Source organism: uncultured Dysosmobacter sp. (genome assembly GCF_947631635.1).
Taxonomy (GTDB): Bacteria; Bacillota; Clostridia; order Oscillospirales; family Oscillospiraceae; genus Oscillibacter.
Window position 1 is genome coordinate 285,321 of record NZ_CANRMB010000001.1, and the last position, 24,347, is coordinate 309,667.

Sequence of the window (24,347 nt, forward strand, 5' to 3'; positions counted from 1 at the left end):
GGTGCGGGCACCGCTTTTTGGATACCGGTGTCCCGGCCAAGCGAAACTTGGCCGGGACAGATTTTATAATCAAATTACTTGAAACGTGATCAATTCACGTTTCAAGTGTCACAGCGCATGTGTGCTGTGACAGGCCGCGGTCCGCGGCCTTGATTTGCATTTCATCGTCAATCGCTGTGCGCTTTCCGCGCAGCGGGCATCGCCCGCTTGAAAAATCCCATGGGATTTTTCAAGTGAATGGACTATATTTTCCTGAAAAAAGCCGCTGTCAGCGGCTTTTTCTTTTGCGTCTGTGACAAAATTTTGCGGAGTTTTTTTGCGTTCCTGCCCAAAATGTGGAACCTGCCAAAATTTTAGTTGTATTGCCTCCGCAAACGTTGTATAATTTCTACATTAGGCAATTCGGACGACCGTCGAATGAACCTATTGCGGCCCGCCCATAACGGCGGCCCGCTTTGACAGTATCACATAAGGAGTGGAAAGATCATGAGCTATTCAGTACAAAACATCCGTAACGTCTGCCTGCTGGGCCACAGCGGCAGCGGCAAGACCGCCCTGGCGGAGAGCCTGCTCTATATGACCGGCGCCATCGACCGGATGGGCCGCGCGGCGGACGGCAACACCGTCTGCGACTACGATCCCGAGGAGACCAAGCGGCAGATCTCCCTCTCCACCGCTGTGGCGCCTCTGGAGTACAAGGGCTGCCGCATCAACGTGCTGGACACCCCGGGCGCCTTCGATTTCTCCGGCGAGGTCATGGAGGCCCTCCGGGCCGCTGACGCCGCCGTTATCGTCTGCTCCGCCAAGGACGGCATCTCCGTGGGCCTGGAAAAGGCCTGGAAATACTGCGAGGAGCGGAATATGCCCCGTTTCGTCTATATCTCCAAGACCGACGAGGACAACAGCGACTACAACGCCACCTTCGAGGCCCTGCGTGAGCGCTTCGGCAAGAAGATCGCCCCCGTGGTGGTGCCCATCTGGGACGCGGACAAGAAGGTCACCGGCATCATCGATGTGCTGAACAAGCGCGCCTATGAGATGCAGAACCTGAAGCGGGTGGAGATCGAGGTCCCCGCCGACAAGGTGGACGTCATCACCGAGTTCAACGACGCCCTGAAGGAATCCGTGGCCGAGACCAGCGAGGAGTTCATGGACAAGTTCTTCGGCGGCGAGGACTTCACCTACGCCGAGATGATCCAGGGCCTGCGCCAGGGCGTGCGGGAGCTGAGCCTGTTCCCCGTGCTGTGCGGCTCCGCCGTCAACTGCATGGGCTCCCTGATGCTGATGGACAACATCGTGGACCTGCTGCCCAACCCCATGGAGGGCAACTACCACAAGGCCACCAAGGCCGACGGCGAGACCGAGGAATTCGTGGTCTCTCCCGGCGGCGTGCCCACCGCGTTCGTGTTCAAGACCATCTCCGACCAGTACGGAAAGTACTCCTTCGTGAAGGTCCTCTCCGGCAATATCACCCCCGATATGCCCATGGTCAACTCCCGCACCGGCGCGTCTGAAAAGCTGGGCCGCCTGTATGTCATGCGGGGCAAAAAGACCACCGAGGTCAAGGAGCTGGACTGCGGTGACATCGGCGTCATCGCCAAGATGGACAAGGTCAAGACCGGCGACACCCTGTGCGACGCCCGTAAGGTCGTTGCCCTGAAGAGCATCCCCTTCGCGGAGCCCTGCTACTCTGTGGCCATCTCCCCCAAGACCCGCGGCCAGGAGGACAAGGTGGCCCAGGGCCTGGCCCGCCTCAATGAGGAGGACCCCTCCTTCTCCGTGGTCAACAACGCCGAGACCCACCAGATGGTCCTCTCCGGTGCCGGCGACATGCAGATCGACGTGCTGGTCAGCAAGCTCAAGAGCCGCTTCAATGTGGAGACGGAGCTGAAGCCCACCCGCGTGGCCTACCGTGAGAAGATCCGCAAGACCGTCCAGAAGCAGGGCCGCCACAAGAAGCAGACCGGCGGCAGCGGCCAGTTCGGCGATGTGTGGATCCGCTTTGAGCCTCAGACGGAGCAGGACGACATGATCTTCGCCGAGGAAGTGTTCGGCGGCTCCGTGCCCAAGAACTTCTTCCCCGCGGTGGAAAAGGGCCTGCGGGAGGCCTGCGTCCACGGTCCGCTGGCCGGTTATCCGGTGGTGAACCTGAAGGCGGTCCTGTACGATGGCTCCTACCATCCCGTGGACTCCTCCGAGATCGCCTTTAAGACCGCCGCGCAGCTGGCCTTCAAGGCCGCTCTGCCCGAGGCCAGCCCCGTTCTGCTGGAGCCCGTGGGCGAGCTGAAGGTCACCGTGCCTGACAGCTACATGGGCGACGTCATCGGCGATTTGAACAAGCGCCGGGGCCGTGTCATGGGCATGGACCCCACCGGCGACGGCAGCCAGGTGATCTCCGCCGAGGTCCCCATGGCCGAAATGGGCAGCTATGCCATCGACCTGCGGTCCATGACCCAGAGCCGCGGCAGCTTCACCCTTCACTTCATCCGCTACGAGGACTGCCCCCCCGCGGCACAGGAGAAAGCCATCGCTGAGGCCAAGGCACTGGCTGAGGCATAAGGATATGTCTAAAAACATGGGAAGCCGCAGGGCTTCCCATGTTTTTGAAAAGAGGAAGATCGCTGTTTTTGAACTTTTTATGAAATCCTGCCAAATTTTGCGAAAAGTTGCAAAAGCAACTAGCATATATTCAAATATCCTGATATACTCATATCACTCAAAAAGAGACAACACAAGAAGTTGATCAGACGATTATTAAAATAATAAGGAGGATCATTGTTATGAAAAAATGGGTCTGCCAGGTTTGCGGTTATGTGTTCGAGGGCGAGAATCCCCCCGAGAAGTGCCCCCAGTGCGGCGTTCCCGCCTCTAAGTTCACCGAGCAGAAGGGCGAGATGAGCTGGGCTGCCGAGCATGTTCTGGGCGTGGGCAAGTCCTTCGGCGCCGACGTTCCCGAGGAGGTCAAGAAGGAGATCATCGACGGTCTGAACGCCAACTTCATGGGCGAGTGCACCGAGGTTGGCATGTATCTGGCCATGGCTCGCGTGGCCCACCGCGAGGGCTATCCCGAGATCGGTGAGTACTGGCGCCGTGCCGCCCTGGAAGAGGCTGAGCACGCCGCCAAGTTTGCCGAGCTGCTGGGCGACGTCCTGACCGACAGCACCAAGAAGAACCTGGAGATGCGCGTGGAGGCCGAGAACGGCGCCACCGAGGGCAAGTTCCAGCTGGCCAAGCTGGCGAAGCAGTACAATCTCGATGCTATCCATGATACCGTTCATGAGATGGCGCGCGACGAAGCGAGACACGGCAAGGCTTTCGCCGGCCTGCTGAAGCGCTATTTCGGCTGATTTTATCTACATCTGGAAGGTGGGCAGAAATGCCCGCCTTCTTTTTGCGGAAAAAAGTGCGCTTTCCATTTCGGCGCTCAAATGAAACAGGGGAAAGTGGATTTTGAAAAGGCGGAATATAAATGAACGTGGGGGGCGAGTCAGGCGCCGCCCCCATTTTTCATGCTTGAAAAGCCAGCAGGACCGGCAATTCTACGTTCCGCAGACAAAATCCAGCCCCCGGGGATGGTCAAATCCTGCCGGATATGCCATACTGGGAGCAGAAAGGAAAGGAGCGTGGGGCGATGGACACCATGAAGACAGGGGCTTACCTGGCGATGCTGCGCAAGGCCCGGGGACAGACCCAGCAGGAGGCGGCCGAACAGCTGGGCGTCTCCAACAAGACCATCAGCAAATGGGAATCCGGCGGCGGACTTCCGGATATCACCGTGCTGCCCGCCCTGGCGGAGCTGTACGGCATCACGGTTGACGACATCCTGGCGGGGGAGACCCTGACGGAGCGGCGGCGGACCCTTTTGGAGGGGGAGACGGCGGCCCGGAAAAAGCGCCTGCTGGTCCGCCTGCGGACGCGGTTCGACGTGTGCCTTGCCATCTCCCTGGCGCTGGCGGGGCTGGCATTTTTGGCGCTCCCCTACGTCTCCCTGGCGGCGCTGCCCCTCTCTGCCGCGGCGGTATGGGTGGGGTACATCCTGGTCTCCCATCCCATCCGCTACGGGGATGTAAAAGCGGACGCGGACTTGTGGCGGAATCTCTACCAGAAGCTGCTGGCGGCCTCCGCCGTCCAGTGGGGCGCGTTTCTGGCGCGGAGCCACTATGGAAGCCAGTCGATGGATTGGGAGAGGGGCGGCGTTGTCTGGGCCTATGACGACTGGAAGCCGGTGGCGTTCTGCGCCGGACTGCTGGCGCTGTACGCCGTATTCCAATGGAGGCTGAAGCGGACGGCGGGGGCGGAGCTGCTGCCCGGCCCGTGGAAGATGTGGCTGGCCTGGGGGTTCTGGGCAGTGTGCTTTCTGGCGCTGTGGACCCTGGCGGACGGCCGGTATGACCAGGCCATGACGCCCTGGATCAACAAATACGGCATGGATGTATTCCAGGACAGCCGCTTTGAGCATTGGCCCAAACTGCGGGCAGTCCGGGACGAGGAGCTGCTGCCCTATGTCTGGGCGCGGCGGGGCGTGCTGGCCGCGGGGACCGCCGCCGGACTGGGCCTGCTGGGCTGGACAGCGCGCAGATGGAGCCGCCGCAAAAAACCCAAAGAACCTCTTGCGGCCCCGCAGAAATGATGATAGAATTTTCCCCATAATAGAAGGGAAGATCGTCATGTATCACTATATCTTTTTTGATCTGGACGGCACGCTGACCGATTCCAAGGAGGGCATCCTCAACTGCCTGCGGTATGCCCTGGAGAAAATGGGGGAGCCGGTGCCGCCGGAGGAGACCCTGATCCAGTTCATCGGTCCGCCGCTGCAGGATTCCTTTATGCGCTTCTGCGGCTTTGACGAGGATAAAGCCCTGCGGGGCATCGCGCTGTTCCGGGAGCGGTACGCTCCCATCGGCAAGTTTGAAAACGCCGCCGCGCCGGGGATGCCGGAGCTGTGCCGGCGGCTGAAGGCGCAGGGCTATGTGCTGGCGCTGGCGTCCTCCAAGCCGGAGGAGCTGTGCGTGCCCATCTGCGGGAAATTCGGATTCACGCCCTCCATGGAGACGATCACAGGCAGCCCGCCCCTGGGGGATTGGAGCAAGGCCGACGTGATCCGGGAGACCATGCGGCGCCTGGGCCTGACAGAGGCCGACAAGCCGTCCATCCTGATGGTGGGCGACCGGGAGTTCGACGTGCTGGGCGCGAAGGAGTGCGGCATCGACTGCGTGGGCGTGGAGTTTTTCGGCTACGCCGGCCCGGGAGAGCTGGAGAAGGCCGGCGCCGTGGCGGTGGTCCGGACGGCAGAGGAGCTGGAACGCTTTATTCAGGAACACGGTATATAAAAAGACATCCCCTGTATGGGGATGTCTTTTCGTATTCAGGAGGCGCTTTTTTCCTGCGCCGAAAGCTCTTGCAGCGTCAGGCCCTCGCCGGAGAGGTCGGCCTCCATGAGCGGGGCCACGGGGACGGCCAGATACATGCTGTTGCCGTATGTAAAGGCACCGGACGTGACGCCGATGACCTGCCCATAGACGTTCAGCAGAGCGCCGCCGCTGCTGCCCCTGGAGATATCCGCGGTGTTCATGATACAGGGCAGGGCGTAGCTGTCCACATCGCGCTCCACGGCGCTGATGATGCCGGAGCTGACAGCCAGCCCCATGCCCAGGGGATTGCCCAGGGCATACACCGTGTCTCCGGCCCGCAGATCCTCCGTGCCCGCCATCTCCAGGGCGGAAAAGGCGGAGGCGGTTTTGCCGTCCGCGGAGGTGCGGGAGACGCGCAGGACCGCCAGGTCGGCGTCCGGGTCACAGCAGACGACGGACTCCACGGCGTAGGCCTCTCCGGTGGAGAGGATGGCGGCGGCATAGGCGGCGCCCTCAATGGAATGATAGTTGGTGACAGCAAGGCCGTCGGTGGAGATGAAGAAGCCGCTGGCACGGGCGGAGGGGATCTGCAGGTCGATGTCCCTCTGCGCTGCGTAGACGTTCAGGCAGAACACGGCGGCGCTGTAACGGTCCGCCGCCTGCCGGGCGGTCAGCTCCGGAGAGAGAAGCCCCAGGGCGCCGGCGGAGGCCTGGGAGCAGACGCCCTTTTGGATCAGGCGCTCCACAACCGTTTCGCCGCTGCCCTTGTAGGAGAAGGTCAAAGCGTCCCGCATGGCCTGGAACAGGTCTCCCCGGAGCAGAGGGCCGGAATAGGACCGGGAGACCAGGCCGATGTGCTGAGCAAACACCGCCGCGTGCTCCGCGGCAAAGTCACCGTCCCTGTCGGAGTATCCCAGCATCCGCAGAAGAAGCGTGCACCAGCCGTCGGCGGTAATGGCGCTGTCAGGGCGGTAGGCCTGAGCGGTGGTGCTGGAGGCCCAGCCCTGTTTGGAGATGTAGGAGATGGAGGACCTGGCCCAGGCAGGGGCGGTCCGGAAGCCGGCAGACGCCGCTGTACGGGCGGCCTCCTGCTCCGCACCGGCCAGACGGACCAGCAGGACCGCGGCCTGGGCGCGGGTGGCAGGCTCGTTCAGGGCATAGCTGCCGTCATAGCCCTTGACCAGGCCCAGCGCGGCCAGGGTGTCCGCCGCGCGGGCGGACTCTCCCTCCAGCGCGGCGGCGGAGGGGGCCGCACCGGCCAGCAGGACCAGCGCGCAGAATATGGAAAGGAGTCTTTTTTTCATGGGGCGCCTCCAACTGTTCAAAGTGATGCTATTTTAACACGGTGAGGTGGACCTTGCAAGGCTGTGACCGCTGGACAGACGGGAGAAAATCTGCTACAATCTCCATATAGAGCGATCAGGAGCTTTTGCCGCGTCCGGCGGCACAATATAAAATAAAGGAGAGATCTCAAATGGAACTGAAAAATATTTTGAGCAAGTGCGACCACACCCTGCTGGCCCAGACAGCCACCTGGGACGAGATCAAGGCCATCTGCGACGACGGCATGAAATATGAGTGCGCCAGTGTGTGCATCCCCGCCTCCTATGTGAAGCAGGCGGCGGAGTATGTGGCGGGCAAGCTGGCCATCTGCACCGTCATTGGCTTCCCCAACGGCTATGACACCACCGCCGCCAAGTGCTTCATGGCCTCCGATGCCGTGGACAACGGCGCGGAAGAGGTGGACATGGTCATCAACATCGGCTGGGTGAAGGACCGGAAGTGGGACGACCTGCTGGCGGAGATCAAGGCCATCAAGGCCGCCTGCAAGGGCAAGCTGCTGAAGGTCATCATTGAGACCTGCTTCCTCACCGACGAGGAGAAGATCAAGATGTGCGAGATCGTCACCGCCTCCGGCGCGGACTATATCAAGACCTCCACCGGCTTTGGCGGCGGCGGAGCCACCCGGGAGGATGTGGCCCTGTTCGCCAAGCACATCGGCCCCAACGTGAAGATCAAGGCCGCCGGCGGCATCGCAAATCTCCAGGACGCCGAGGACTTTATCAACCTGGGCGCCTCCCGCCTGGGCACCAGCCGCATCGTCAAGGCCGTCAAGGCCATGGAGGGCTGAGGGCATGGGCACCCCCCACAACGAAGCCGCCCAGGGCGCGTTCGCCAAGACCGTCCTGATGCCCGGCGACCCTCTGCGGGCCAAATTTATCGCGGAGACCTTTTTGACGGACGCCAGGCTGGTGAACAACGTCCGGGGCGTCCAGGGCTATACCGGCACCTATCGGGGAACGCCGGTGTCCGTGATGGCCTCCGGCATGGGGATGCCCTCCATCGGCATCTACTCCCATGAGCTGTTCCACTTCTACGATGTGGACAACATCATCCGGGTGGGCAGCGCGGGCGGCATCTCTCCCAAGCTGAAGCTGCGGGACGTGGTGATGGCCCAGGGCGCCTGCACGGACTCCGACTACGCCCACCAGTACGGCCTGCCCGGCACCTTTGCCCCCATTGCGGATTTCACGCTGCTGGAGACCGCCGTGGCGGTGGCCCGGCGGATGGGCGTGGAGCCGCCGGTGGGCAACCTGCTGTCCTCCGATGTGTTTTACAACAAGGCGGGCAACACCATGGACTGGGGCAAGATGGGCGTCCTCGCCATCGAGATGGAGACGGCGGCCCTGTACTGCAACGCCGCCGAGGCGGGCAAGCGGGCGCTGACCATCTGCACCATCTCCGACAGCCTTGTCACCGGCGAGGAGCTGCCTCCCGCCGACCGCCAGACCAGCTTCACCCAGATGATGGAGATTGCCCTGGGGGTGGCCGTGGAGATGGCAGAGAAGTGACCGGATAACGGCATATGGCCCCCGCCCGGCGGGCGGGGGAATGGGGGAAAGACCGTTTGGAAGAGACAATGTCATGAAGCTAAGTCTTGAACGCACGCAAAAAAAGAACCTACCCTGTTTGAAATGGGGTGGGTTCTTTTGCAATATGAATGTAAGATTCCGCACTTTATGTTGCCTGTTAAGTTAAGAATTAAGAATACAGTATAAAGCTGAGATTTGTTTTTATCCTAATAATCAGAATTCTATGTCGTATTCAAGATATCTTCTCGACTCATTTTTTGCTTCACTTGCAACCGTTGCATTGCCCGCACATTTCAGCCCTTTTAATACTGCATCGATTTTCATTGCGTCGCTTTCTTTCATGCCGGAAGAATTGCTGAGTTTTAGCATAAATTTCTGATGGAGCAAAGGTGTCTTCTCGTTTAATCTCATTGAGACGAGTGTTTGAATACTCGGGTCTCTCTGTAGGTATTTTAGCCAAGGCTTAATGGGTGAGTGTCCGGGAAATTCCATCTCCGCTGCGATTTCAACCGTGGAATACTTCTTCTCCGTGGAATTGTGTTCTGTATCGGCTGTTGCTGCTACTGCTTTTGCGTGAGCTTTAACCTTCTTCTCAGAAAATGCTGCCTGTTCTTCCTTATAAGTGACTCTAAAGTGTTTTGCGCCAAGATCCTGTGCAATTTTCTGCAACTCATTTATTCGAGCTATTTTTAAGTAACTGAAATATTCATCCAGCGCTATATATCTATCTCTCTCACTGGGATCAACGTAATAGAATTCACAATCGCAATCTGGATAGAACATCAATCCAAATGCTTCAATCGAATCTCGAAAGATGTTCACGATATGTAGTCCCTTTTGGTTAGATGTATAACCAATAGACCCATGGCATACTTCTTTTTCGGCGTGTTTTTTGCCCCGGTTCACTATTCTTATGAATTTCGGCATAAGAAAATCCGCATGATCTAGTGAGTCTGCGAATATTGGCTGCAGGGATTTTAGCTCAAGCTGCCGAGCTTTTTCGCCAGCACTATCTTTTATTGTTTGTGTGCCCTTTTTTACCGCATTTCCCATGGACTCCGCAATTACTGAGACATCCGAAAAATCGAACTTACCATCATCATTCTGGTCAACGGCTTGAATTGCATTATCGAATAAGTTTTTGGCGGTTTTTCCAGCCCCTGAGACTAATGCTTCAAATTTTAATTTTTTCTCCATTATACGATTCCTCCGAGTTTTAATCTATAATAGGGCTTGTAAATTCTGCGTCATTAACCTGTAATCGTATAACACTGTTCTTCGTGCAAATTACAACTGCTTTTTCTATTTCAGATATAAATGTATTATATCACCTTTGAAATTAAAGTGATAGGGTGATGTAGAATAATTTTGTGTTTTTAGATTAACTTCATGACATTGCTGGAAAAGGACGGCCTTTTCTCCGTTTTGACCAAAATGTTGCAAAATCGAAAACAATTGTAAAATCCGGTTGAAATCGGCAGCAGGACTTGATATAATGGCTCCGACCTGGAAAGGTCAAAATCCCCCGCGTGTCGAGGGGGAAAATTTTTAAAGGAAGGTTGATTCCAATGAAGAAGTTTCTTGCTCTGATTCTCGCGTTGGTCATGGCCCTGTCCCTGGTCGCCTGCGGCGGCGGTGACAAGCCTGCTGAAGAGGATCAGAAAGAGCCCGAGCAGACCGCTGAGCCTGCTGAAGAAGGCGCTGAGTTCAGAGTCGCCATGATCACCGACTACGGTGACATCACCGACCAGTCCTTCAACCAGACTACATACGAGGCCTGCAAGGCTTACTGCGATGCCAACGGCGTGCAGTTCAACTACTACAAGCCCGCCGGTGACTCCACTGCCGAGCGTGTCGCCATGGTCGAGAAGGCCGTGGACGAGGACTACAACGTCATCGTGATGCCCGGCTTTGCCTTCGGTGAGACCATCACCGAGGTCGCCGACGTGTATCCCGACGTCACCTTCATCGCTCTGGACGTGAGCGCTGGCGACCTGGGCGACTACACCCTGCCCGAGAACGTGTACTGTGCTGTGTATCAGGAAGAGCTGTGCGGCTACATGGCCGGTTACGCCGCTGTGAAGCTGGGCTACACCCACCTGGGCTTCGTGGGCGGCATGGCCGTTCCCGCTGTCCAGCGCTTCGGCTACGGCTACGTGCAGGGCATTGACGCCGCTGCCGGCGAGCTGGGTGTGGACGCCTCTGTGGAGTATGTCTATGGCAACCAGTTCTTCGGCGATCCCGACATCACCGCTTACGCGGACAACTGGTATCAGACCCTGGGCGTGCAGGTCATCTTTGCCTGCGGCGGCGATATCTGCACCTCTGTGGGCGAGGCTGCCGCTAAGGTCGAGGGCGCCAAGGTCATCGGCGTCGACGTGGACCAGTCCGGCAATCTGGACACCGCCTATGGCGACGGCATTACCCTGACCTCCGCCATGAAGGGCCTGACCCTCACCGTGCAGCACATGCTGTCTGAGATCGCTGCCGGCAACTGGGCCAACTACGGCGGCAAGGTGGAGACGCTGGGCCTGATCTCCGGCGACGACCCCGAGGCCAACTATGTCCAGATCCCCATGGCCACCACCCAGTTCGGTGAGGGCTTCACGGCGGACGACTACAAGGCCCTGGTGAAGGATATGTACGACGGCAAGATTACCGTCTCCGACGACATCAGCGCTGAGCCCGCCGTCAGCAACATCACGGTGGACTATCAGGGCAACATCAAATAAGTTCTCCCATGCGGAAACAGAGAGGACGGGAATCGATTCCCGTCCTCTTTTTTTATAAAATATGCCAAATTTACTTTGAAATGCAGGCGCGGATATAGTATAATAAAGGCACAATGACAACGAGGGGGAGGTCCTGAAAGTTGGAATATCCATATGCCGTTGAGATGCTGAATATCACAAAGCGTTTTCCAGGCATCGTGGCCAATGACAATATCACGCTGCAGCTGAAAAAAGGCGAGATCCATGCCCTCCTGGGAGAGAACGGCGCCGGAAAGTCCACGCTGATGAGCGTGCTGTTCGGCCTGTACAGTCCGGAGGAGGGCGTCATCAAGAAAGACGGCCAGGTGGTGGAGATCAAGGATCCCAACGACGCCAATGCCCTGGGCATCGGCATGGTCCACCAGCACTTCAAGCTGGTGGAGTGCTTCTCCGTGCTGGACAACATCATCATGGGCGTGGAGCCCTGCAAGCACGGATTCCTCCAGAAGGGAGAGGCCCGGGAAAAGGTGCTGGCACTGTCGGAGAAATACGGTCTCCATGTGGACCCGGACGCCCTGGTGGAGGACATCACCGTGGGTATGCAGCAGCGCACCGAGATCTTGAAGATGCTGTACCGGGACAACGAGATCCTGATCTTCGATGAGCCCACCGCCGTGCTGACGCCTCAGGAGATCAAGGAACTGATGCAGATCATGAAGAACCTGGCGGCGGAGGGCAAGTCTATCCTCTTTATCTCCCACAAGCTCAATGAGATCATGGAGGTGGCGGACCGCTGCTCCGTCCTGCGGAAGGGCAAGTACATCGGCACCGTGGAGATCAAGAACACCACCCGCGAGGAGCTCAGCCGGATGATGGTGGGCCGGGACGTGGAATTCGTGGTACATAAGGAACCCGCCAAGCCCGGCAAGACCATTTTGGAAGTGGAGGGCATGACCGTGGCCTCCAAGTCCCATGACAACAACGCTGTCAAGGGCGTTTCCTTCCAGGCGCGGGCGGGCGAGATCGTCTGCATCGCCGGTATCGACGGCAACGGACAGACGGAGCTGGTCTACGGTTTGACAGGCCTGGAGCCTTTGAAGGAGGGCAAGATCACCCTGGAGGGCCAGGATATCACCCACGCCTCCATCCGCAGGCGTTCCACCATGGGCATGAGCCACATCCCCGAGGACCGGCACAAGCACGGCCTGGTGCTGGACTACACCCTGGAGGACAACATGGTGCTCCAGCGGTATTTTGAGCCGCAGTTCGTCAATTCCGCCGGGTTCCTGAAGCGGAAAGCCATTCGGGAGTATGCCGCGAAGCTGATCGGACAGTATGACGTGCGCTCCGGCCAAGGCCCTGTCACCGTGGCCAGAAGCATGTCCGGCGGCAACCAGCAGAAGGCCATCATCGCCCGGGAGATCGACAAGAACCCGGAGCTGCTGATCGCCGTTCAGCCCACCCGCGGCCTGGACGTGGGCGCCATCGAATATATCCACAGACAGATCGTGGCCCAGCGGGACGCCGGAAAGGCGGTCCTGCTGGTGAGCCTGGAGCTGGACGAGGTCATGGCCCTGTCCGACCGCATCCTGGTGATGTACGAGGGTGAGATCGTGGGCGAGCTGGATCCCAAGGCGACCACGGTGGAAGAGTTGGGCCTGTATATGGCCGGTGCGAAAAGGGAGGGGAAGTAAACCATGAAAAAAGAAAAGACCTCTCTGCTGCGCAACGGTGCGGTCCAGTCTCTGCTGGCCTCGCTGCTGTGCATCCTGATCGGATTGGTGGTCGGCTATGTGGCGCTGCTTGTGATCAACCCCGCCGGAGCCGGCGAAGCGATCCTGACGATCATCAAGAACTTCATGACCTATTCCAAGTCCACCGCCCAGCTGAAATACCTGGGCAGCACGCTGGTCAAGACGGCGCCTCTGCTGATGTGCAGCCTGTCCGTCCTGTTTGCCTACAAGGCGGGCCTGTTCAACATCGGCGCCGCCGGACAGTATGTGGCGGGCGTGGGCGCCAGCCTGTACTGCGCGCTGGCCTGGGGGATGCCCTGGTATGTGTGCCTGCTGGCGGCCATCGTGGCCGGTGCTCTGCTGGGCGCGGTTTCCGGCCTTTTAAAGGCCTACTGCAATGTCAACGAGGTCATCTCCTGCATCATGCTGAACTGGATCAGCCTGTATCTGGTGAACATGCTGCTGAGCACGGTGAAGGAGGAGGCCAGCCCCTATACCCTGACGCTTTCCAGCACCAACCCCGGCGCGATCATGCCCTCCCTGGGGCTGGGCGCACTGTTCAGCAAAAACCAGTATGTGACGGTGGCGATCCCCCTGGCCATCCTCGTGGCTGTCGTGGTGTGGGTCATTCTGGAAAAGACCAAGCTGGGCTACGAGCTGCGGGCCACCGGCTGCAATAAGTTCGCCGCCAAGTACTGCGGCATGAAGGAGAAGGAGAACCTGATCCTGACCATGGCCATCTCCGGCGCGCTGGCCTCCATGGGCGCGGCGCTGCTGTACCTCACCGGGTTCGAGCAGTGGCAGTGCACCCAGTCCGCGGTGCCCGCCATGGGCTTCAACGGCATCGCCGCGGCCTTCCTGGGCGGCCTGAACCCCCTGGGTTCCATTCTCTCCTCCTACTTCATCCAGCACATCACCAACGGCGGCGCTTACGTGGACAAGACCATGTACTCCGCCCAGATCTCTGACTTTATCTCCGCTTTGATCATCTATCTGTGCGGCTTTGTGCTGTTCTTCAAGGTCACACTGAACGGCTATCTGGACCGCCGGGATGAAAAACGCAAGAGAGCCGAGCAGACTGCTCAGGAAGGAGGGGACGCGGAATGATCCTCCTGCTGCAATATACACTGATCTTTGCCTCTGTGCTGATGCTGGTGGCCCTGGGCGGCTGCTTCTCGGAGCACTCCGGCGTCATCAATATCGGTTTGGAGGGCATCATGGTCATGGGCGCCCTGGGCGGCGCGCTGATGATGAAATTCATGCCCGCCGGGATGCCGGCCGCCGGGATCATCCTGCTGGTGATACTGGCCGCCATCGCTCTGGGCGTGCTCTACTCCCTGCTGCTGGCCGTGGCCGCCGTCAACTTCAAGGCGGACCAGACGCTGGTGGGCACCGCCATGAACCTGCTGGGTACCGCGGCGGCCACCGTGTTCGTCAAGGCCATGAACACCGCCGAGAGCGTGGACAACGTGTCCTCCATCATCCAGTATATCGAGCCGAAAAAAGCGTTCCTGGTGAATATCGGGAGCTTTGAATTCAACTGGTTCATGCTGGTGGCCGCCGTTGCGCTGGCGGTGTCCTATGTGGTGCTGTATAAGACCCGTTTCGGCCTGCGGCTGTGCGCCTGCGGCGAGCATCCCCAGGCGGCGGACAGCGTGGGCATCAACGTGTACAAGATGCGTTATGCCGGCGTGCTGATCTCCGGTGTGCTGGGCGGCCTGGGCGGAATCGTGTACATCACCGCCGGCGTCAGCGAGTGGAAGTTTGAGAACGGCGTTGCCGGCTTCGGCTTCCTGGCCCTGGCGGTCATGATCTTCGGCCAGTGGAAGCCCACCCGCATCGCCCTGGCGGCGCTGCTGTTCGGCTTCTTCCGGGCTTTGGGCAACGTCTATACCGGCTTTGACTTCCTGAAAGCTCTGGAACTGCCCAGTGCGGTGTACAATATGCTGCCCTATATCATCTCCCTGGTCGTTCTGGCGTTCACTTCCAAGAAGTCCTGCGCGCCCAAGGCTGAGGGCATCCCCTACGACAAGGGACAGCGATAAAAGCAACAATTTGTAATATCGAATCTAAAAAATACCCTCTGTTGTCGAATTTGGCGGCAACAGGGGGTGTTTTATAGTCGCCGCAGTGGAAAAGGATCCAAAAAATTCTTTTCCATGCAGCGCTGCTGTGCGCCTTTTCAACTGCGTTGGCTATCTCAGCCGGGCAGCACGTATCCGGCCAGGAGGGCCGCCAGCAGCGCGGCCAGCAGTCCCTGCATGGCCTTGCCCCAGAAGCAGGGTTTCAGAGAGAGCGAGGTGCCGTCCAGCACCGCCGCTGTCTGGCTGAGGACGGAAAGTCCGCCCCATCCGGCGCAGCCGGAGGCCAGAATAAAGCCGAACCGGCTGGCCGGGAGCAGCGGTGTCAGAGAAAACAGCTCGGTCAGCCCCACCAGCACGGTCCCAAGCCGTCCCCCGATGGCCGCCAGCGGACTGGCCAGTACATAGAAGAGCACCACGAAGGCGCAGACGGAGAGCATTCCGGAGGCGGCGTTTCGGACGGCCTCCACAAAGGCGCTTGAAAAGGAGACTGTCTGACAGGTGAATCCCCTTGTCATGGGCCTTCGAACGGTATGCTTTCCGCTTCCGCGAAAGAGGATCCCGGTCAGCAGGGCGGAGAGCAGATGGATGAGCCACAGCCACACCCCCACCCGCACATCGCCAAAGACCCCGGCTCCCAAAACGCTGACCAGGAACACGGGGTTGGAATTGTTGCAGAAGGCCAGCAGGCGCTCCGCTTCCTCCGCGGTCAGCAGCCTTTCCCGGTAGAGATCCGCCGCCGTTTTGGCGCCGATGGGATAGCCGCCCACCAGTCCCAGCAGCAGGGCGCTGCTGGCCTGCCCCGGCAGGCGGAACAGCGGCCCCATCAGGCCGGACAGGCGGGGCGACACCCAAGGTCCAAAACCCAGAGCGATCAGCAGGTTGGAAACCGCCAGAAAGGGAAACAGCGCTGGGATCACAGACCGCCCGCAGAGGATCAGGGCCTCGGCGGCGGCCGCCCGGACACGGGCGGCATCGGTCAAAAACCAGATCAAAACACCGCATAAGATCAGACAGATGTCGGTCCGCCGATGGAGCTTCATACACATCACCAGAAGATTTCTATGCGCCTGCGGCAGATGCCATGCAAGTTTTCGGCCGTTGTCTCATACAGTCGGGATGGGGTGAACTGTATGGAACGAAACAGGAAGGAAAAAGAGGGCGGTGTTCTCAGCACCGTGGCGGAGCTGTTCGACCTGCCGGCGGATGTGGTGGCGGGCCTGCCGCGCCTGGAGATGGTGGGCAGCCGTCAGCTGTACCTGGAGCACCACACCGGCATCCTGGCATACAGCCAGGAGCTGATCGACGCCAATACCTCCGCGGGGGTCCTCCGTGTGAAAGGGGAGCGCTTGACGCTCCTTGCCATGACAGGGGAGGAGCTGCGGATCGGCGGCCGGATCGACGCCGTGGAGTGGGTGAGGTAGCGCCATGCTGAACGAGATCGTCAACCGCCTGCGGGGACAGCTCCGCGTGCGGGCGGAGAGCGCCTTTCCAGAGCGGATCCTGAACCTGTGCGGCGCCAGAGATCTGTCCTTCTGGGATCTGGAGTGGGAGTCCCCCACGGCCTTTACCTGCCGCCTCAGCCGGAGAGACTGGCACGCCCTGCGGCGGGCGGCAAAAAATCTGGACTGCACGCTGACGGTGGTGCGGCGGGAGGGAGCGCCCTACTTCCTGTTCCGCTTCCGCCACCGGACGGCGCTGGTGACCGGCCTGGTGGCCTGCGCCCTGAGCCTGTTTCTGGGCTCCTTTTTTATCTGGGACTTTTCCGTGGAGGGAAATGAGACGGTCCCCACAGAGCAGATCCTGCGGGCGCTGGAGAAAAACGGCGTGGGGATGGGGACCTTCGGCCTGTCCCTGAACGGGGAGGACATCCGCAATCACGTGCTGCTGGACATTCCGGAATTGAGCTGGATCGCCGTCAACGTCTCCGGCTGCCGGGCCAATGTTCAGGTGCGGGAGCGCACGCCGGTACCGGAGCTGGTGAGCAAGCAGAAGCCCGCCAACGTGGTGGCAAGGCGGGCGGGCCTTGTGCTGAAAGTCCGGGCGCTGGACGGCGTGGCCTGCGTGCTGCCGGGGACCTCTGTGGCGGAGGGACAGATCCTGATCTCCGGCGTGGAGGACACGGAGACCGTGGGCGCCCGCATCCTGACGGGAATGGGCACTGTCACCGCCCGGACCTGGTACTCCCTGGACACCGCCGTGCCTCTGCGGGCGGAGGAGAAGCGGTATACCGGGGAGGAAAAACTGGGCGTTTCCCTGATATTCGGCACCCACCGCGTAAAATTCTTCAGAAACAGTAGCATCGAAGGGGCGGAATATGATAAAATAACCAACAGACATCCCTGGTCCCTGCTGGGCGTGTCCCTGCCGGTGACACTGGTGACGGAACGGTATCGCTTTTATGAGACGGACTTGGTGGAACAGTCCCCCGCCCAGGCGGAAAAGGCCGCGGAAGCGGTTTTGACCGAATACCTGAACAGTCTGGCAGGACCCTACGGCACGGTGAAGTCCACCCTCTGCTCAGCCCGCCAGAAGGGGGATACCCTGCTGGTGACCTTGAAAGCGGAGTGCGAGGAGCAGATCGGGGAGAGCGTCCCCATTTACACGCAGGCGTCCGACGGGGACACGTGAGCGGTGCCCCATGGAAACGCATATCCTGAAAAATGAGACCGGCGGCGGCACGGGATGCGTGCCTCCGCCGTGTGGATGTGAAAAGTATAGGAGTGACGATCATTTGGAACAGAGGATCAGCATCGAGCGGCTGGAGCAGGCCGTGAACATCTTTGGCTCGTTTGATGAGAACATCCGCCTGCTGGAGCAGGAATTTTCCGTCACTGTGGTCAACCGGGACGGAGAACTGCGGGTGGAGGGCGACGCGGAGAACACCATGCTGGCGGCAAAGGCCATCCAGGCCCTGCTGACGCTCTCCTCCCGGGGGGAGTCCATCGGCGAGCAGAACGTCCGCTATGTCATCGGCCTGGTGCGCGCCGGCAGGGAGGAGCAGATCACGGAACTGACCGGCGACGTGCTGTGCATCTCCGCCAAGGGCCGCCCCATCAAGCCCAAGACCATCGGCCAGAAGGAATATATCCAGTCCGTTCTGAAAAATACCGTTACCATCGGCGTGGGTCCGGCGGGCACCGGCAAGACCTATCTGGCGGTGGCCGCCGCTGTCCAGGCCTTCCGGGACAAGCAGGTGAACCGCATCATCCTCACCCGCCCGGCGGTGGAGGCCGGCGAACGGCTGGGCTTCCTGCCCGGCGACCTGCAAAGCAAGGTGGACCCGTACCTGCGGCCCCTGTATGACGCACTGTTCGACATGCTGGGGGCCGAGACCTATCAGAAATACCTGGAGCGGGGCAACATCGAGGTGGCGCCCCTGGCATACATGCGGGGCCGCACCCTGGACGACAGCTTCATCATTCTGGACGAGGCCCAGAACACCAGCCGGGAGCAGATGAAGATGTTCCTGACCCGTCTGGGCTTTGGCTCCAAGATCGTCATCACCGGCGACGTGACCCAGATCGACCTGCCGGACGGCAAGGCCTCCGGCCTGAAGGAGGCCATGCGGGTGCTGAGCCGGGTGGAGGGCATCGGCATCTGCCAGCTGACCAACGCCGACGTGGTGCGCCATGTGATGGTCCAGCGCATCGTGGCGGCCTATGAGGACTACGAGAACCGCGGGAAGCGGGAGAAGGGCAGAAAAAATGGGCTATGAGGTCTATCTGATGAAAACCCCCACGAACCGGGAGAAGGACCTGAGCGAGGTCACGGAGGCGGCTCCCATGCCCTGCTGGCGGGAGCTGAAAGGGTTGCTCCGGGGCCGCTTTCCGGACCTTGTCAGCGGCTACGCAGCTTTGGACGAGGGGATCGACTTTCCCGTTCTCTCTTCCCCGGATTACGCGCTGGAGTTCAACCTGGCCGTGGACAGCGAGGACGAGCCCCTGACCGGCATCATGTTCAGCCGCCCCGGCTGCGGGGAGCGCTGGGCCTACCCGCTGAAATTTTTGTGCGACCTGCTGGACGCCCGGATCGTGGACTGCGGCGGGGGGGACTTTTGGGACTGGGACAACCTGCCCGACTGGATCGCCGAAGGACTTTGAGGAGGGAGAGAGATGAAACGCCACTATATTCCCATCACCGCCGATGTGCCGGGGGCGGCCAACGAGCGAAACTGCGCCCTGATCCGCAGGGTCATCCGCACGGCCCTGGCGGCGGAGGGCATGGAGCTCCCCTGCGAGGTGGACGTGCTGCTGACGGACGATGGGAACATCCACCAGATCAACCGGGATATGCGGAAGGTGGACCGGCCCACGGATGTGCTGAGCTTTCCGGAGTTCGACCTCCATCCCGGCGAACTGCCGGGGGAGGAGGACGCCGACCCCGGCACCGGGCTGATCCCCCTGGGGGACATGGTGATCTCCATGGAGCATGTGGCGGCACAGGCCAGGGAGTATGGACACTCCAGCCGCCGGGAGCTGGCGTACTTAGTGACACATTCCATCCTGCATCTGCTGGGCTATGACCACCTGGACGAGGGGCCGATGAAGGCCCAGATGCGGGCAAGGGAGGAAGCCATTCTGACGGAGCTGGGCATCACCCGGTGAGGGGCTATGCCTGGGGCAGGCCGCGCCCGGTGCGCAGGCCCAGCAGAAAGGCGTGGATGGCGGTAAACTCCGTGATCTTGTTGTAGTATTGCTCACCCCGAAAGGTCGTCTCTTCAAAGAACGAGTCGAAATAGATCTCGTAGTCGCCTTGTGGGATGGTCTCCAGATGGGGAGAGATGTAATGGGTATAGAGCCATAGCATGAATTCGGACATTTGATTACCACCTTTCAATAGACACCTAACTAGATGTGTTTATTATATAGTAACACACCTCGTTAGGTGTGTCAAGAGGAAGAAAAATATGACGATTAAAATCAGATTGCGGGAATTACGAAAAGAGAAAGGCGAAACACAAGTCCAGGTGGCAGAGGCAGTTGAAATGGTAGAACAGCATTATCAAAGGTTGGAGAGAGGTGCAAACCTGCCGAATTTGGAAAGCGCCTGGAAGCTGGCGGACCATTTTGGCGTCTCCATTGACTATCTGGTGGGGCGCTCCGACCAGCGGTGAGGAATTGTTCCGCCTGCGGGCGGGGACAGGGGATTGCACGGCTTTGCCGTGGGGGAATGCGGTGCATCACCGCAGAATGCACCCCCCATTTTCTTTGGTTGCGCCAAAGAAAACGGGCCGTGCACGGTCCAAAAGAAAAACGCTTTTTGTGTCCACAGTTGGCCCATCGGGCCAACTGTGGACGGACGGGAGTTGGTGGTTAGATGTGCCACCAAGCCCGGAAATCTTCTTTTGGGTGCGCTATACAGGGTACGAGAGTAGGAGTGCGTGCCCGCATTTGGGGGCTTAGGTACAAATTTGGGGTGGTCGACAAAAGGCTTTCAGCAACAAGCCCCGTGTGTTCCGCTTCACTGCACACTACCTGGGCAGTTACATTGGCCATCGACGGGTGCGCCGGGCCGGGTACGAGTTTAGAACTGTGCTGTTGCAAGTTGGCGGCTTAGGCGTAGATTCGGGGTGGTCGTCGAAAGACCTTTACCACTGGCCGCGTGTGTTCCGCTTCGCTGCACACTACCTGGGCGGTTAAATTGGCCATCGACGGATGCGCCGGACTTGGTACGAGTTTAGAACTGCGCCGCTGTAGGCATTTCCGCAAGGACCCAAAGAGCGGCAGCGACAGGAGCCCGCTGGTCCTTTCAGTCTTTGACCGACCTCGCAATTCCCATTCGCGTGGCTAAAAACCGAAAGATTTAGCAAGACTGTGCCCGCGCCCAACGCTGAATCCAGCCTCGACCACCATCGGTCTCTTTCTGGGACCCCACGTCTTGTCCACAGTTGGCCCTAGGGGCCAACTGTGGACACAAAAGCGCCTTTCTTTTGACCGGGCGCGGCCGTCAAGGTGAGCCGCACAGCGGCGAGAAGGCCCTCTGGAGGGTTTTCTTTGGGCAAGACCCAAAGAAAATGGGGGCGCATTCCCGTGCCGCAAAGCGGCAAACCCCCGTCCCCGCCCCGTGGGCGGAAAAATCCCCATCCCCCGCCCGCAGCGCAAAATCCCCGCCCCGCCCGCAGGCGAACTCCTCCTTCCATTCCCCAGAATGCGGCACGATCACAGGGGATAACCCCGGACGACCCCCGCGGCATAGACTGTTTCGAGGTGATCGGAATGGTATTGCTGCAAGATGGATTACTGGCATTCTTCTCCGCCGTAGGCGTGACAACCGTGGTGTGGTTCGTGGCGGGAGCGCTTCTGCACGCCGGACGGCCTGCGATCCCAGGCCTGCTGCTGGTCCTGCCCCTGCGGGGAGAGGCCCTGGCCATGGAGGCGGACGTGCGGGAGCTGCGGCGCGTTCAGGGACAGCTGCCGGGAGCGAAGATCGTTCTGGCGGACTGCGGGCTGACGGAGGACGCCCGGGGACTGGCCCAGTATCTGGCAGACCGGGAGCGGAACGCGGATCTGGTAAACGCAAAAGAATTTTACGTGGGATGAATTCCCTGAAAGAGGACATACATGGAAGAGCTGACCTGCTGTGAGGGAACCGTACATAGCGTCATTTTTCAAAACGCTGAAAATGGCTATACTGTCCTCCGCCTTTTGACGGAGGAGGGCGAGGTCATCACCGTGGTGGGCTGCATCCCCTGCGTGGCGCCGGGAGAGCGCCTGACGGTGTCCGGCGAGTGGGAGACCCACCCCCAGCATGGGGAGCAGCTGCGGGCTTTGGAGTTGGAGCGGGCCCTGCCGGAGGATGAGGAGGAGATCTTCAGCTACCTCTCCTCCGGCGTCTGCAAGGGCGTCGGCCCAGCCATCGCCCGGCGCATCGTGGACCGCTTCGGCGTGGAGACGCTGGATATCCTGGAACAGGAGCCGGAGCGCCTGCAGACGATCAAGGGCATTACCGCCAAAAAGGCCCAGGAGATCGCCGCCGGGTTCCGGCAGCACATGGGCCTGCGGCGGCTGATGGCCTTTTTGGCGCGGTATCAGCTGCCGCCGGTGCTTGCCATGCAGCTGCGGCAGCAGTACGGCGACGCGGCGCTGGAGATGGTGCGGGGGAATCCCTATCTGCTGTCCAGCGACGCCTGCGGCGTGGAGTTTTCCATTACAGACGAGATCGCCATGAGCATGGGCATCGCCGCCGACAGCGGCGAGCGGCTCCGGGCGGCTGTGACCTTTGAGCTGTCCCACAATGAGAACAACGGCCATGTGTTCCTGCCCCGGAACAAGCTGGTGGCCGCCACCTGCCAGCTTTTGGACTGCCCGCCGGAGCTGGTGGAACAGGCGCTGGACGACCTTGTGGAGCGGCGGGCAGTGGTGCAGGAGCAGGTGGCGAATGTGGAGGCCTGCTATCTGCGGCGGCTGTGGGAGGCGGAGGTCTCCGCCTGCGTGCGGCTGAACCATCTGCTGGCGATGGAGGCGGACGAGAGCCGGCAGGCGGAGAGGACCGTGGCGGAGATCGAGCGGGAGCAGGGCATCACGTACGCGCCCCAGCAGCGGCAGGCGGTGCAGGCGGCGGCCCGGGAGGGCGTCCTGATCCTGACCGGCGGCCCCGGCACCGGCAAGACCACCACGGTGCGGGGCATCGTGGCGCTGTTTCAAAAAATGGGACTGGACATCGTGCTGGCGGCGCCCACTGGCCGGGCGGCGAAACGCATGAGCGAGCTGACCGGTATGGAGGCCCAGACGATCCACCGTCTGCTGGGCATGAGCTGGAGTGAGTCCGCCCGGCAGGTGACGTTTACAAAATCGGAAAAGGAGCCGCTGGAGGCGGACGCGGTGATCGTGGACGAGATGTCCATGGTGGACCTTGCCCTGTTTTCGGCGCTTTTGCGGGCGCTGCGGCCCGGCACCCGGCTGGTGCTGGTGGGCGACGCGGACCAGCTCCCCTCCGTGGGAGCGGGGAACGTGTTCTCCGACCTGATCCGCAGCGGCCGGGTGGAGACGGTCTTCCTGCGGGAGGTGTTCCGCCAGGCGGAGCAGTCCGCCATCATCCGCAACGCCCACGCGGTGAATATAGGGGAGGCACCGTCACTGACCAATAATCAGGGGGATTTCTTCTTCCTGTGCCGCCGGGACGCCGAGCGGACCGTATCCACGGTGGTGGAGCTGTGCAGGACCCGCCTGCCGGAGAAAATGGGCATTCCGGCGGACCAGATCCAGGTCCTGACACCCACGCGAAAGGGCGCCAGCGGCACCATTCACCTGAACCGGTGTTTGCAGGAGGCGCTGAATCCCCCAAAACCGGACAAGCGGGAGATCATGTGGGGCGAGCGGCTGTTCCGGGAGGGCGACCGCATCATGCAGACGCGGAACGACTACGATGTGGTCTGGGAAAAAGCGGACGGCGCCATAGGCACCGGCATGTTCAACGGCGATGTGGGGAAGATCGTGCAGATCGATCCCTCCGGCGAGTGGCTGGCGGTGGACTTCGACGGGCGCGGGGCTCTTTACGGCGTGGAGATGCTGAACGAGGTGGAGTTGGCCTATGCCATGACAGTCCATAAAGCCCAGGGCAGTGAGTACCGGGCGGTGGTGATGGCCGCCATGCCGGCGGCGCAGTCCCTGATGGCCCGCGGGGTGCTGTACACGGCCCTGACACGGGCGCGGGAGCTGCTGATCGTGGTGGGAGACGACGCGGCCATTCGGACTATGGCGGCGAATGACCGGCAGCAGAGGCGGTATTCCGGCCTGCGGTGGCGGCTGGCCCACAGCGGAGAGTAAGGGGTTATGCGGCGGGTTCCGCCCACGGGCGGGGACGGGGGAGTGTGCCGCTTTGCGGCACGGGAATGAACCCCCATTTTCTTTTCGGTTGCGCCGAAAAGAAAACGGCCGTTCACGGTCAAAAGAAAAGGCGCTTTGGTGTCCACAGTTGGCCCAATGGGTCAACTGTGGACGAGACGTGGGGTCTCAGAAAGAAACCGTTGGTGGTCGAGGGCAAATTCAGCGTTGGGCGCGGGCATGGTTTTGCTGAATCTTTCGGTTTTTAGCCACGCGAATCGGAATTGCGAGGTCGGGCAAAGACTGAAAGGACCAGCGGCTCCTGTCGCTGCCGCTCTTTGGTTCCTTGCGGAAGCGCCTGCGTGTGGGCCTTATATGGGATCAGACATTGCTGAAAGCTTTTTGATGACCAACCCGGATTTGCATCCACACCCTAACTTGCGGCGGCGCAGTTCTAAACCCGTACCAAGTCCGGCGCACCTGGCAGAGGTCAATTCAACTGCCCAGGTAGTGTGCAGCAAAGCGGAACACACAGGGCTTGTTGCTGAAAGCCTTTCGATGACCACCCCAAATCCGCACCCAAGCCTCCAAATATGGGCACGCACTCCTACCCTCGTACCAATTCCGACGCCCTCGGCAGAGGCCAATTTGACCGCCCAGGTAGTGTGCAGCGAAGCGGAACACACGGGGCCAGTGGTAAAAGCCTTTCGACAACCGCCCCAGATTTGCACCCGCGCCCCCAAATGCGGGCACGTACTTCTGCCCTCGTATCCGGTATAGCGCACCCAGCAGAAAATTTCCGGGCTTGGTGGCACATCTAACCACCAACCCCC

The 24,347-nt window shown here is 60.4% G+C and carries 22 protein-coding genes; 18 read left to right on the forward strand and 4 right to left on the reverse strand.

Features of this window, described 5'->3' with window-relative positions; all coding sequences use genetic code 11:
* Nucleotides 1–486: 486 nt before the first annotated feature.
* The 4 genes from Q0Z71_RS01455 to Q0Z71_RS01470 all read left to right on the forward strand — a co-directional run bounded on the left by Q0Z71_RS01455 (nt 487) and on the right by Q0Z71_RS01470 (nt 5,330).
* Nucleotides 487–2,559 (forward strand): elongation factor G, encoded by a 2,073-nt coding sequence (locus tag Q0Z71_RS01455; RefSeq protein WP_298017132.1) that lies wholly within the window; start codon nt 487–489, stop codon nt 2,557–2,559.
* A gap of 221 nt (nt 2,560–2,780) precedes the next feature.
* Nucleotides 2,781–3,347, forward strand: a complete 567-nt coding sequence (locus Q0Z71_RS01460) for an NADH peroxidase (protein WP_298017135.1) — start codon at nt 2,781–2,783, stop codon at nt 3,345–3,347.
* A gap of 284 nt (nt 3,348–3,631) precedes the next feature.
* Entirely contained in the window at nt 3,632–4,630 is a 999-nt protein-coding gene (locus Q0Z71_RS01465) for a helix-turn-helix domain-containing protein (protein ID WP_298017139.1), read from the forward strand.
* Between the two features lie 37 nt (nt 4,631–4,667).
* Nucleotides 4,668–5,330 carry an HAD hydrolase-like protein gene (locus Q0Z71_RS01470; RefSeq protein ID WP_298017142.1) on the forward strand — a complete coding sequence of 221 codons (663 nt, stop codon included), beginning with the start codon at nt 4,668–4,670 and terminating at the stop codon, nt 5,328–5,330.
* A 35-nt stretch (nt 5,331–5,365) separates the two neighbouring features.
* On the opposite strand, the gene Q0Z71_RS01475 is transcribed toward Q0Z71_RS01470, so the two are convergent.
* Nucleotides 5,366–6,655: a trypsin-like peptidase domain-containing protein gene (locus Q0Z71_RS01475; RefSeq protein ID WP_298017145.1), complete on the reverse strand. Its 1,290-nt coding sequence runs from the start codon at nt 6,653–6,655 to the stop codon at nt 5,366–5,368.
* 170 nt (nt 6,656–6,825) lie between these two features.
* Between Q0Z71_RS01475 and deoC the strand changes: the two genes are divergently transcribed.
* Both deoC and deoD read left to right on the forward strand, forming a co-directional pair.
* Complete coding sequence (deoC, locus tag Q0Z71_RS01480; protein WP_298017149.1) at nt 6,826–7,482, forward strand: deoxyribose-phosphate aldolase; 657 nt, start codon at nt 6,826–6,828, stop codon at nt 7,480–7,482.
* Between the two features lie 4 nt (nt 7,483–7,486).
* Nucleotides 7,487–8,203, forward strand: a complete 717-nt coding sequence (gene deoD / locus Q0Z71_RS01485; RefSeq protein ID WP_298017151.1) for a purine-nucleoside phosphorylase — start codon at nt 7,487–7,489, stop codon at nt 8,201–8,203.
* Between the two features lie 234 nt (nt 8,204–8,437).
* Here deoD and Q0Z71_RS01490 read toward each other — a convergent pair whose 3' ends face one another.
* A complete protein-coding gene (locus Q0Z71_RS01490) occupies nt 8,438–9,421 on the reverse strand; it encodes a hypothetical protein (RefSeq protein WP_298017154.1) in 984 nt (327 codons plus the stop codon).
* A gap of 371 nt (nt 9,422–9,792) precedes the next feature.
* Here Q0Z71_RS01490 and Q0Z71_RS01495 point away from each other — a divergent pair, with 371 nt between their 5' ends.
* The 4 genes from Q0Z71_RS01495 to Q0Z71_RS01510 all read left to right on the forward strand — a co-directional run bounded on the left by Q0Z71_RS01495 (nt 9,793) and on the right by Q0Z71_RS01510 (nt 14,713).
* Complete coding sequence (locus Q0Z71_RS01495) at nt 9,793–10,956, forward strand: BMP family protein (protein WP_298017157.1); 1,164 nt, start codon at nt 9,793–9,795, stop codon at nt 10,954–10,956.
* A gap of 164 nt (nt 10,957–11,120) precedes the next feature.
* Nucleotides 11,121–12,629 (forward strand): ABC transporter ATP-binding protein, encoded by a 1,509-nt coding sequence (locus Q0Z71_RS01500; RefSeq protein WP_298017303.1) that lies wholly within the window; start codon nt 11,121–11,123, stop codon nt 12,627–12,629.
* 3 nt (nt 12,630–12,632) lie between these two features.
* Nucleotides 12,633–13,775 carry an ABC transporter permease gene (locus Q0Z71_RS01505; RefSeq protein ID WP_298017161.1) on the forward strand — a complete coding sequence of 381 codons (1,143 nt, stop codon included), beginning with the start codon at nt 12,633–12,635 and terminating at the stop codon, nt 13,773–13,775.
* The gene (locus tag Q0Z71_RS01510; protein WP_298017164.1) at nt 13,772–14,713 is read left to right on the forward strand and encodes an ABC transporter permease; all 942 of its coding nucleotides are present in this window, start codon (nt 13,772–13,774) and stop codon (nt 14,711–14,713) included. Before Q0Z71_RS01505 ends, Q0Z71_RS01510 begins: the two co-directional genes overlap by 4 nt.
* A 155-nt stretch (nt 14,714–14,868) precedes the next feature.
* On the opposite strand, the gene Q0Z71_RS01515 is transcribed toward Q0Z71_RS01510, so the two are convergent.
* Nucleotides 14,869–15,792, reverse strand: coding sequence for a nucleoside recognition domain-containing protein (locus tag Q0Z71_RS01515; RefSeq protein ID WP_298017167.1), 924 nt, complete (start codon nt 15,790–15,792; stop codon nt 14,869–14,871).
* Between the two features lie 90 nt (nt 15,793–15,882).
* Between Q0Z71_RS01515 and Q0Z71_RS01520 the strand changes: the two genes are divergently transcribed.
* The 5 genes from Q0Z71_RS01520 to ybeY all read left to right on the forward strand — a co-directional run bounded on the left by Q0Z71_RS01520 (nt 15,883) and on the right by ybeY (nt 19,356).
* Nucleotides 15,883–16,173: a YabP/YqfC family sporulation protein gene (locus tag Q0Z71_RS01520; protein WP_298017170.1), complete on the forward strand. Its 291-nt coding sequence runs from the start codon at nt 15,883–15,885 to the stop codon at nt 16,171–16,173.
* A gap of 4 nt (nt 16,174–16,177) precedes the next feature.
* Nucleotides 16,178–17,380 (forward strand): sporulation protein YqfD, encoded by a 1,203-nt coding sequence (locus Q0Z71_RS01525; RefSeq protein WP_298017173.1) that lies wholly within the window; start codon nt 16,178–16,180, stop codon nt 17,378–17,380.
* Nucleotides 17,381–17,483: 103 nt separating this feature from the next.
* Nucleotides 17,484–18,467, forward strand: coding sequence for a PhoH family protein (locus Q0Z71_RS01530; RefSeq protein ID WP_298017178.1), 984 nt, complete (start codon nt 17,484–17,486; stop codon nt 18,465–18,467).
* Nucleotides 18,457–18,852 carry a hypothetical protein gene (locus tag Q0Z71_RS01535; protein ID WP_298017181.1) on the forward strand — a complete coding sequence of 132 codons (396 nt, stop codon included), beginning with the start codon at nt 18,457–18,459 and terminating at the stop codon, nt 18,850–18,852. Before Q0Z71_RS01530 ends, Q0Z71_RS01535 begins: the two co-directional genes overlap by 11 nt.
* Nucleotides 18,853–18,864: 12 nt before the next feature.
* Complete coding sequence (gene ybeY, locus Q0Z71_RS01540) at nt 18,865–19,356, forward strand: rRNA maturation RNase YbeY (RefSeq protein WP_298017185.1); 492 nt, start codon at nt 18,865–18,867, stop codon at nt 19,354–19,356.
* Between the two features lie 4 nt (nt 19,357–19,360).
* Here the strand turns inward: ybeY and Q0Z71_RS01545 are convergent, their stop codons facing one another.
* Nucleotides 19,361–19,570 carry a hypothetical protein gene (locus Q0Z71_RS01545; RefSeq protein ID WP_298017189.1) on the reverse strand — a complete coding sequence of 70 codons (210 nt, stop codon included), beginning with the start codon at nt 19,568–19,570 and terminating at the stop codon, nt 19,361–19,363.
* An 88-nt stretch (nt 19,571–19,658) separates the two neighbouring features.
* Here Q0Z71_RS01545 and Q0Z71_RS01550 point away from each other — a divergent pair, with 88 nt between their 5' ends.
* From Q0Z71_RS01550 to Q0Z71_RS01560, 3 genes are all read left to right on the forward strand, one after another.
* Nucleotides 19,659–19,865 carry a helix-turn-helix domain-containing protein gene (locus Q0Z71_RS01550; RefSeq protein ID WP_298017192.1) on the forward strand — a complete coding sequence of 69 codons (207 nt, stop codon included), beginning with the start codon at nt 19,659–19,661 and terminating at the stop codon, nt 19,863–19,865.
* 1,102 nt (nt 19,866–20,967) lie between these two features.
* Entirely contained in the window at nt 20,968–21,291 is a 324-nt protein-coding gene (locus Q0Z71_RS01555; RefSeq protein ID WP_298017195.1) for a hypothetical protein, read from the forward strand.
* Nucleotides 21,292–21,312: 21 nt separating this feature from the next.
* On the forward strand, nt 21,313–23,517 hold the full coding sequence (locus Q0Z71_RS01560; RefSeq protein ID WP_298017197.1) for an ATP-dependent RecD-like DNA helicase: 2,205 nt from the start codon (nt 21,313–21,315) through the stop codon (nt 23,515–23,517).
* Nucleotides 23,518–24,347: the final 830 nt, after the last annotated feature.

Excerpts from the sequence above, each read along its gene's own strand:
- Q0Z71_RS01455 (WP_298017132.1), top strand. The coding sequence starts at position 487 with ATGAGCTATTCAGTACAAAACATCCGTAACGTCTGCCTGCTGGGCCAC.
- Q0Z71_RS01460 (WP_298017135.1), top strand. The coding sequence starts at position 2,781 with ATGAAAAAATGGGTCTGCCAGGTTTGCGGTTATGTGTTCGAGGGCGAG.
- Q0Z71_RS01465 (WP_298017139.1), top strand. The coding sequence starts at position 3,632 with ATGGACACCATGAAGACAGGGGCTTACCTGGCGATGCTGCGCAAGGCC.
- Q0Z71_RS01470 (WP_298017142.1), top strand. The coding sequence starts at position 4,668 with ATGTATCACTATATCTTTTTTGATCTGGACGGCACGCTGACCGATTCC.
- Q0Z71_RS01475 (WP_298017145.1), bottom strand. The coding sequence starts at position 6,655 with ATGAAAAAAAGACTCCTTTCCATATTCTGCGCGCTGGTCCTGCTGGCC.
- deoC (WP_298017149.1), top strand. The coding sequence starts at position 6,826 with ATGGAACTGAAAAATATTTTGAGCAAGTGCGACCACACCCTGCTGGCC.
- deoD (WP_298017151.1), top strand. The coding sequence starts at position 7,487 with ATGGGCACCCCCCACAACGAAGCCGCCCAGGGCGCGTTCGCCAAGACC.
- Q0Z71_RS01490 (WP_298017154.1), bottom strand. The coding sequence starts at position 9,421 with ATGGAGAAAAAATTAAAATTTGAAGCATTAGTCTCAGGGGCTGGAAAA.
- Q0Z71_RS01495 (WP_298017157.1), top strand. The coding sequence starts at position 9,793 with ATGAAGAAGTTTCTTGCTCTGATTCTCGCGTTGGTCATGGCCCTGTCC.
- Q0Z71_RS01500 (WP_298017303.1), top strand. The coding sequence starts at position 11,121 with ATGCTGAATATCACAAAGCGTTTTCCAGGCATCGTGGCCAATGACAAT.
- Q0Z71_RS01505 (WP_298017161.1), top strand. The coding sequence starts at position 12,633 with ATGAAAAAAGAAAAGACCTCTCTGCTGCGCAACGGTGCGGTCCAGTCT.
- Q0Z71_RS01510 (WP_298017164.1), top strand. The coding sequence starts at position 13,772 with ATGATCCTCCTGCTGCAATATACACTGATCTTTGCCTCTGTGCTGATG.
- Q0Z71_RS01515 (WP_298017167.1), bottom strand. The coding sequence starts at position 15,792 with ATGAAGCTCCATCGGCGGACCGACATCTGTCTGATCTTATGCGGTGTT.
- Q0Z71_RS01520 (WP_298017170.1), top strand. The coding sequence starts at position 15,883 with ATGGAACGAAACAGGAAGGAAAAAGAGGGCGGTGTTCTCAGCACCGTG.
- Q0Z71_RS01525 (WP_298017173.1), top strand. The coding sequence starts at position 16,178 with ATGCTGAACGAGATCGTCAACCGCCTGCGGGGACAGCTCCGCGTGCGG.
- Q0Z71_RS01535 (WP_298017181.1), top strand. The coding sequence starts at position 18,457 with ATGGGCTATGAGGTCTATCTGATGAAAACCCCCACGAACCGGGAGAAG.
- ybeY (WP_298017185.1), top strand. The coding sequence starts at position 18,865 with ATGAAACGCCACTATATTCCCATCACCGCCGATGTGCCGGGGGCGGCC.
- Q0Z71_RS01545 (WP_298017189.1), bottom strand. The coding sequence starts at position 19,570 with ATGTCCGAATTCATGCTATGGCTCTATACCCATTACATCTCTCCCCAT.
- Q0Z71_RS01550 (WP_298017192.1), top strand. The coding sequence starts at position 19,659 with ATGACGATTAAAATCAGATTGCGGGAATTACGAAAAGAGAAAGGCGAA.
- Q0Z71_RS01555 (WP_298017195.1), top strand. The coding sequence starts at position 20,968 with ATGGTATTGCTGCAAGATGGATTACTGGCATTCTTCTCCGCCGTAGGC.
- Q0Z71_RS01560 (WP_298017197.1), top strand. The coding sequence starts at position 21,313 with ATGGAAGAGCTGACCTGCTGTGAGGGAACCGTACATAGCGTCATTTTT.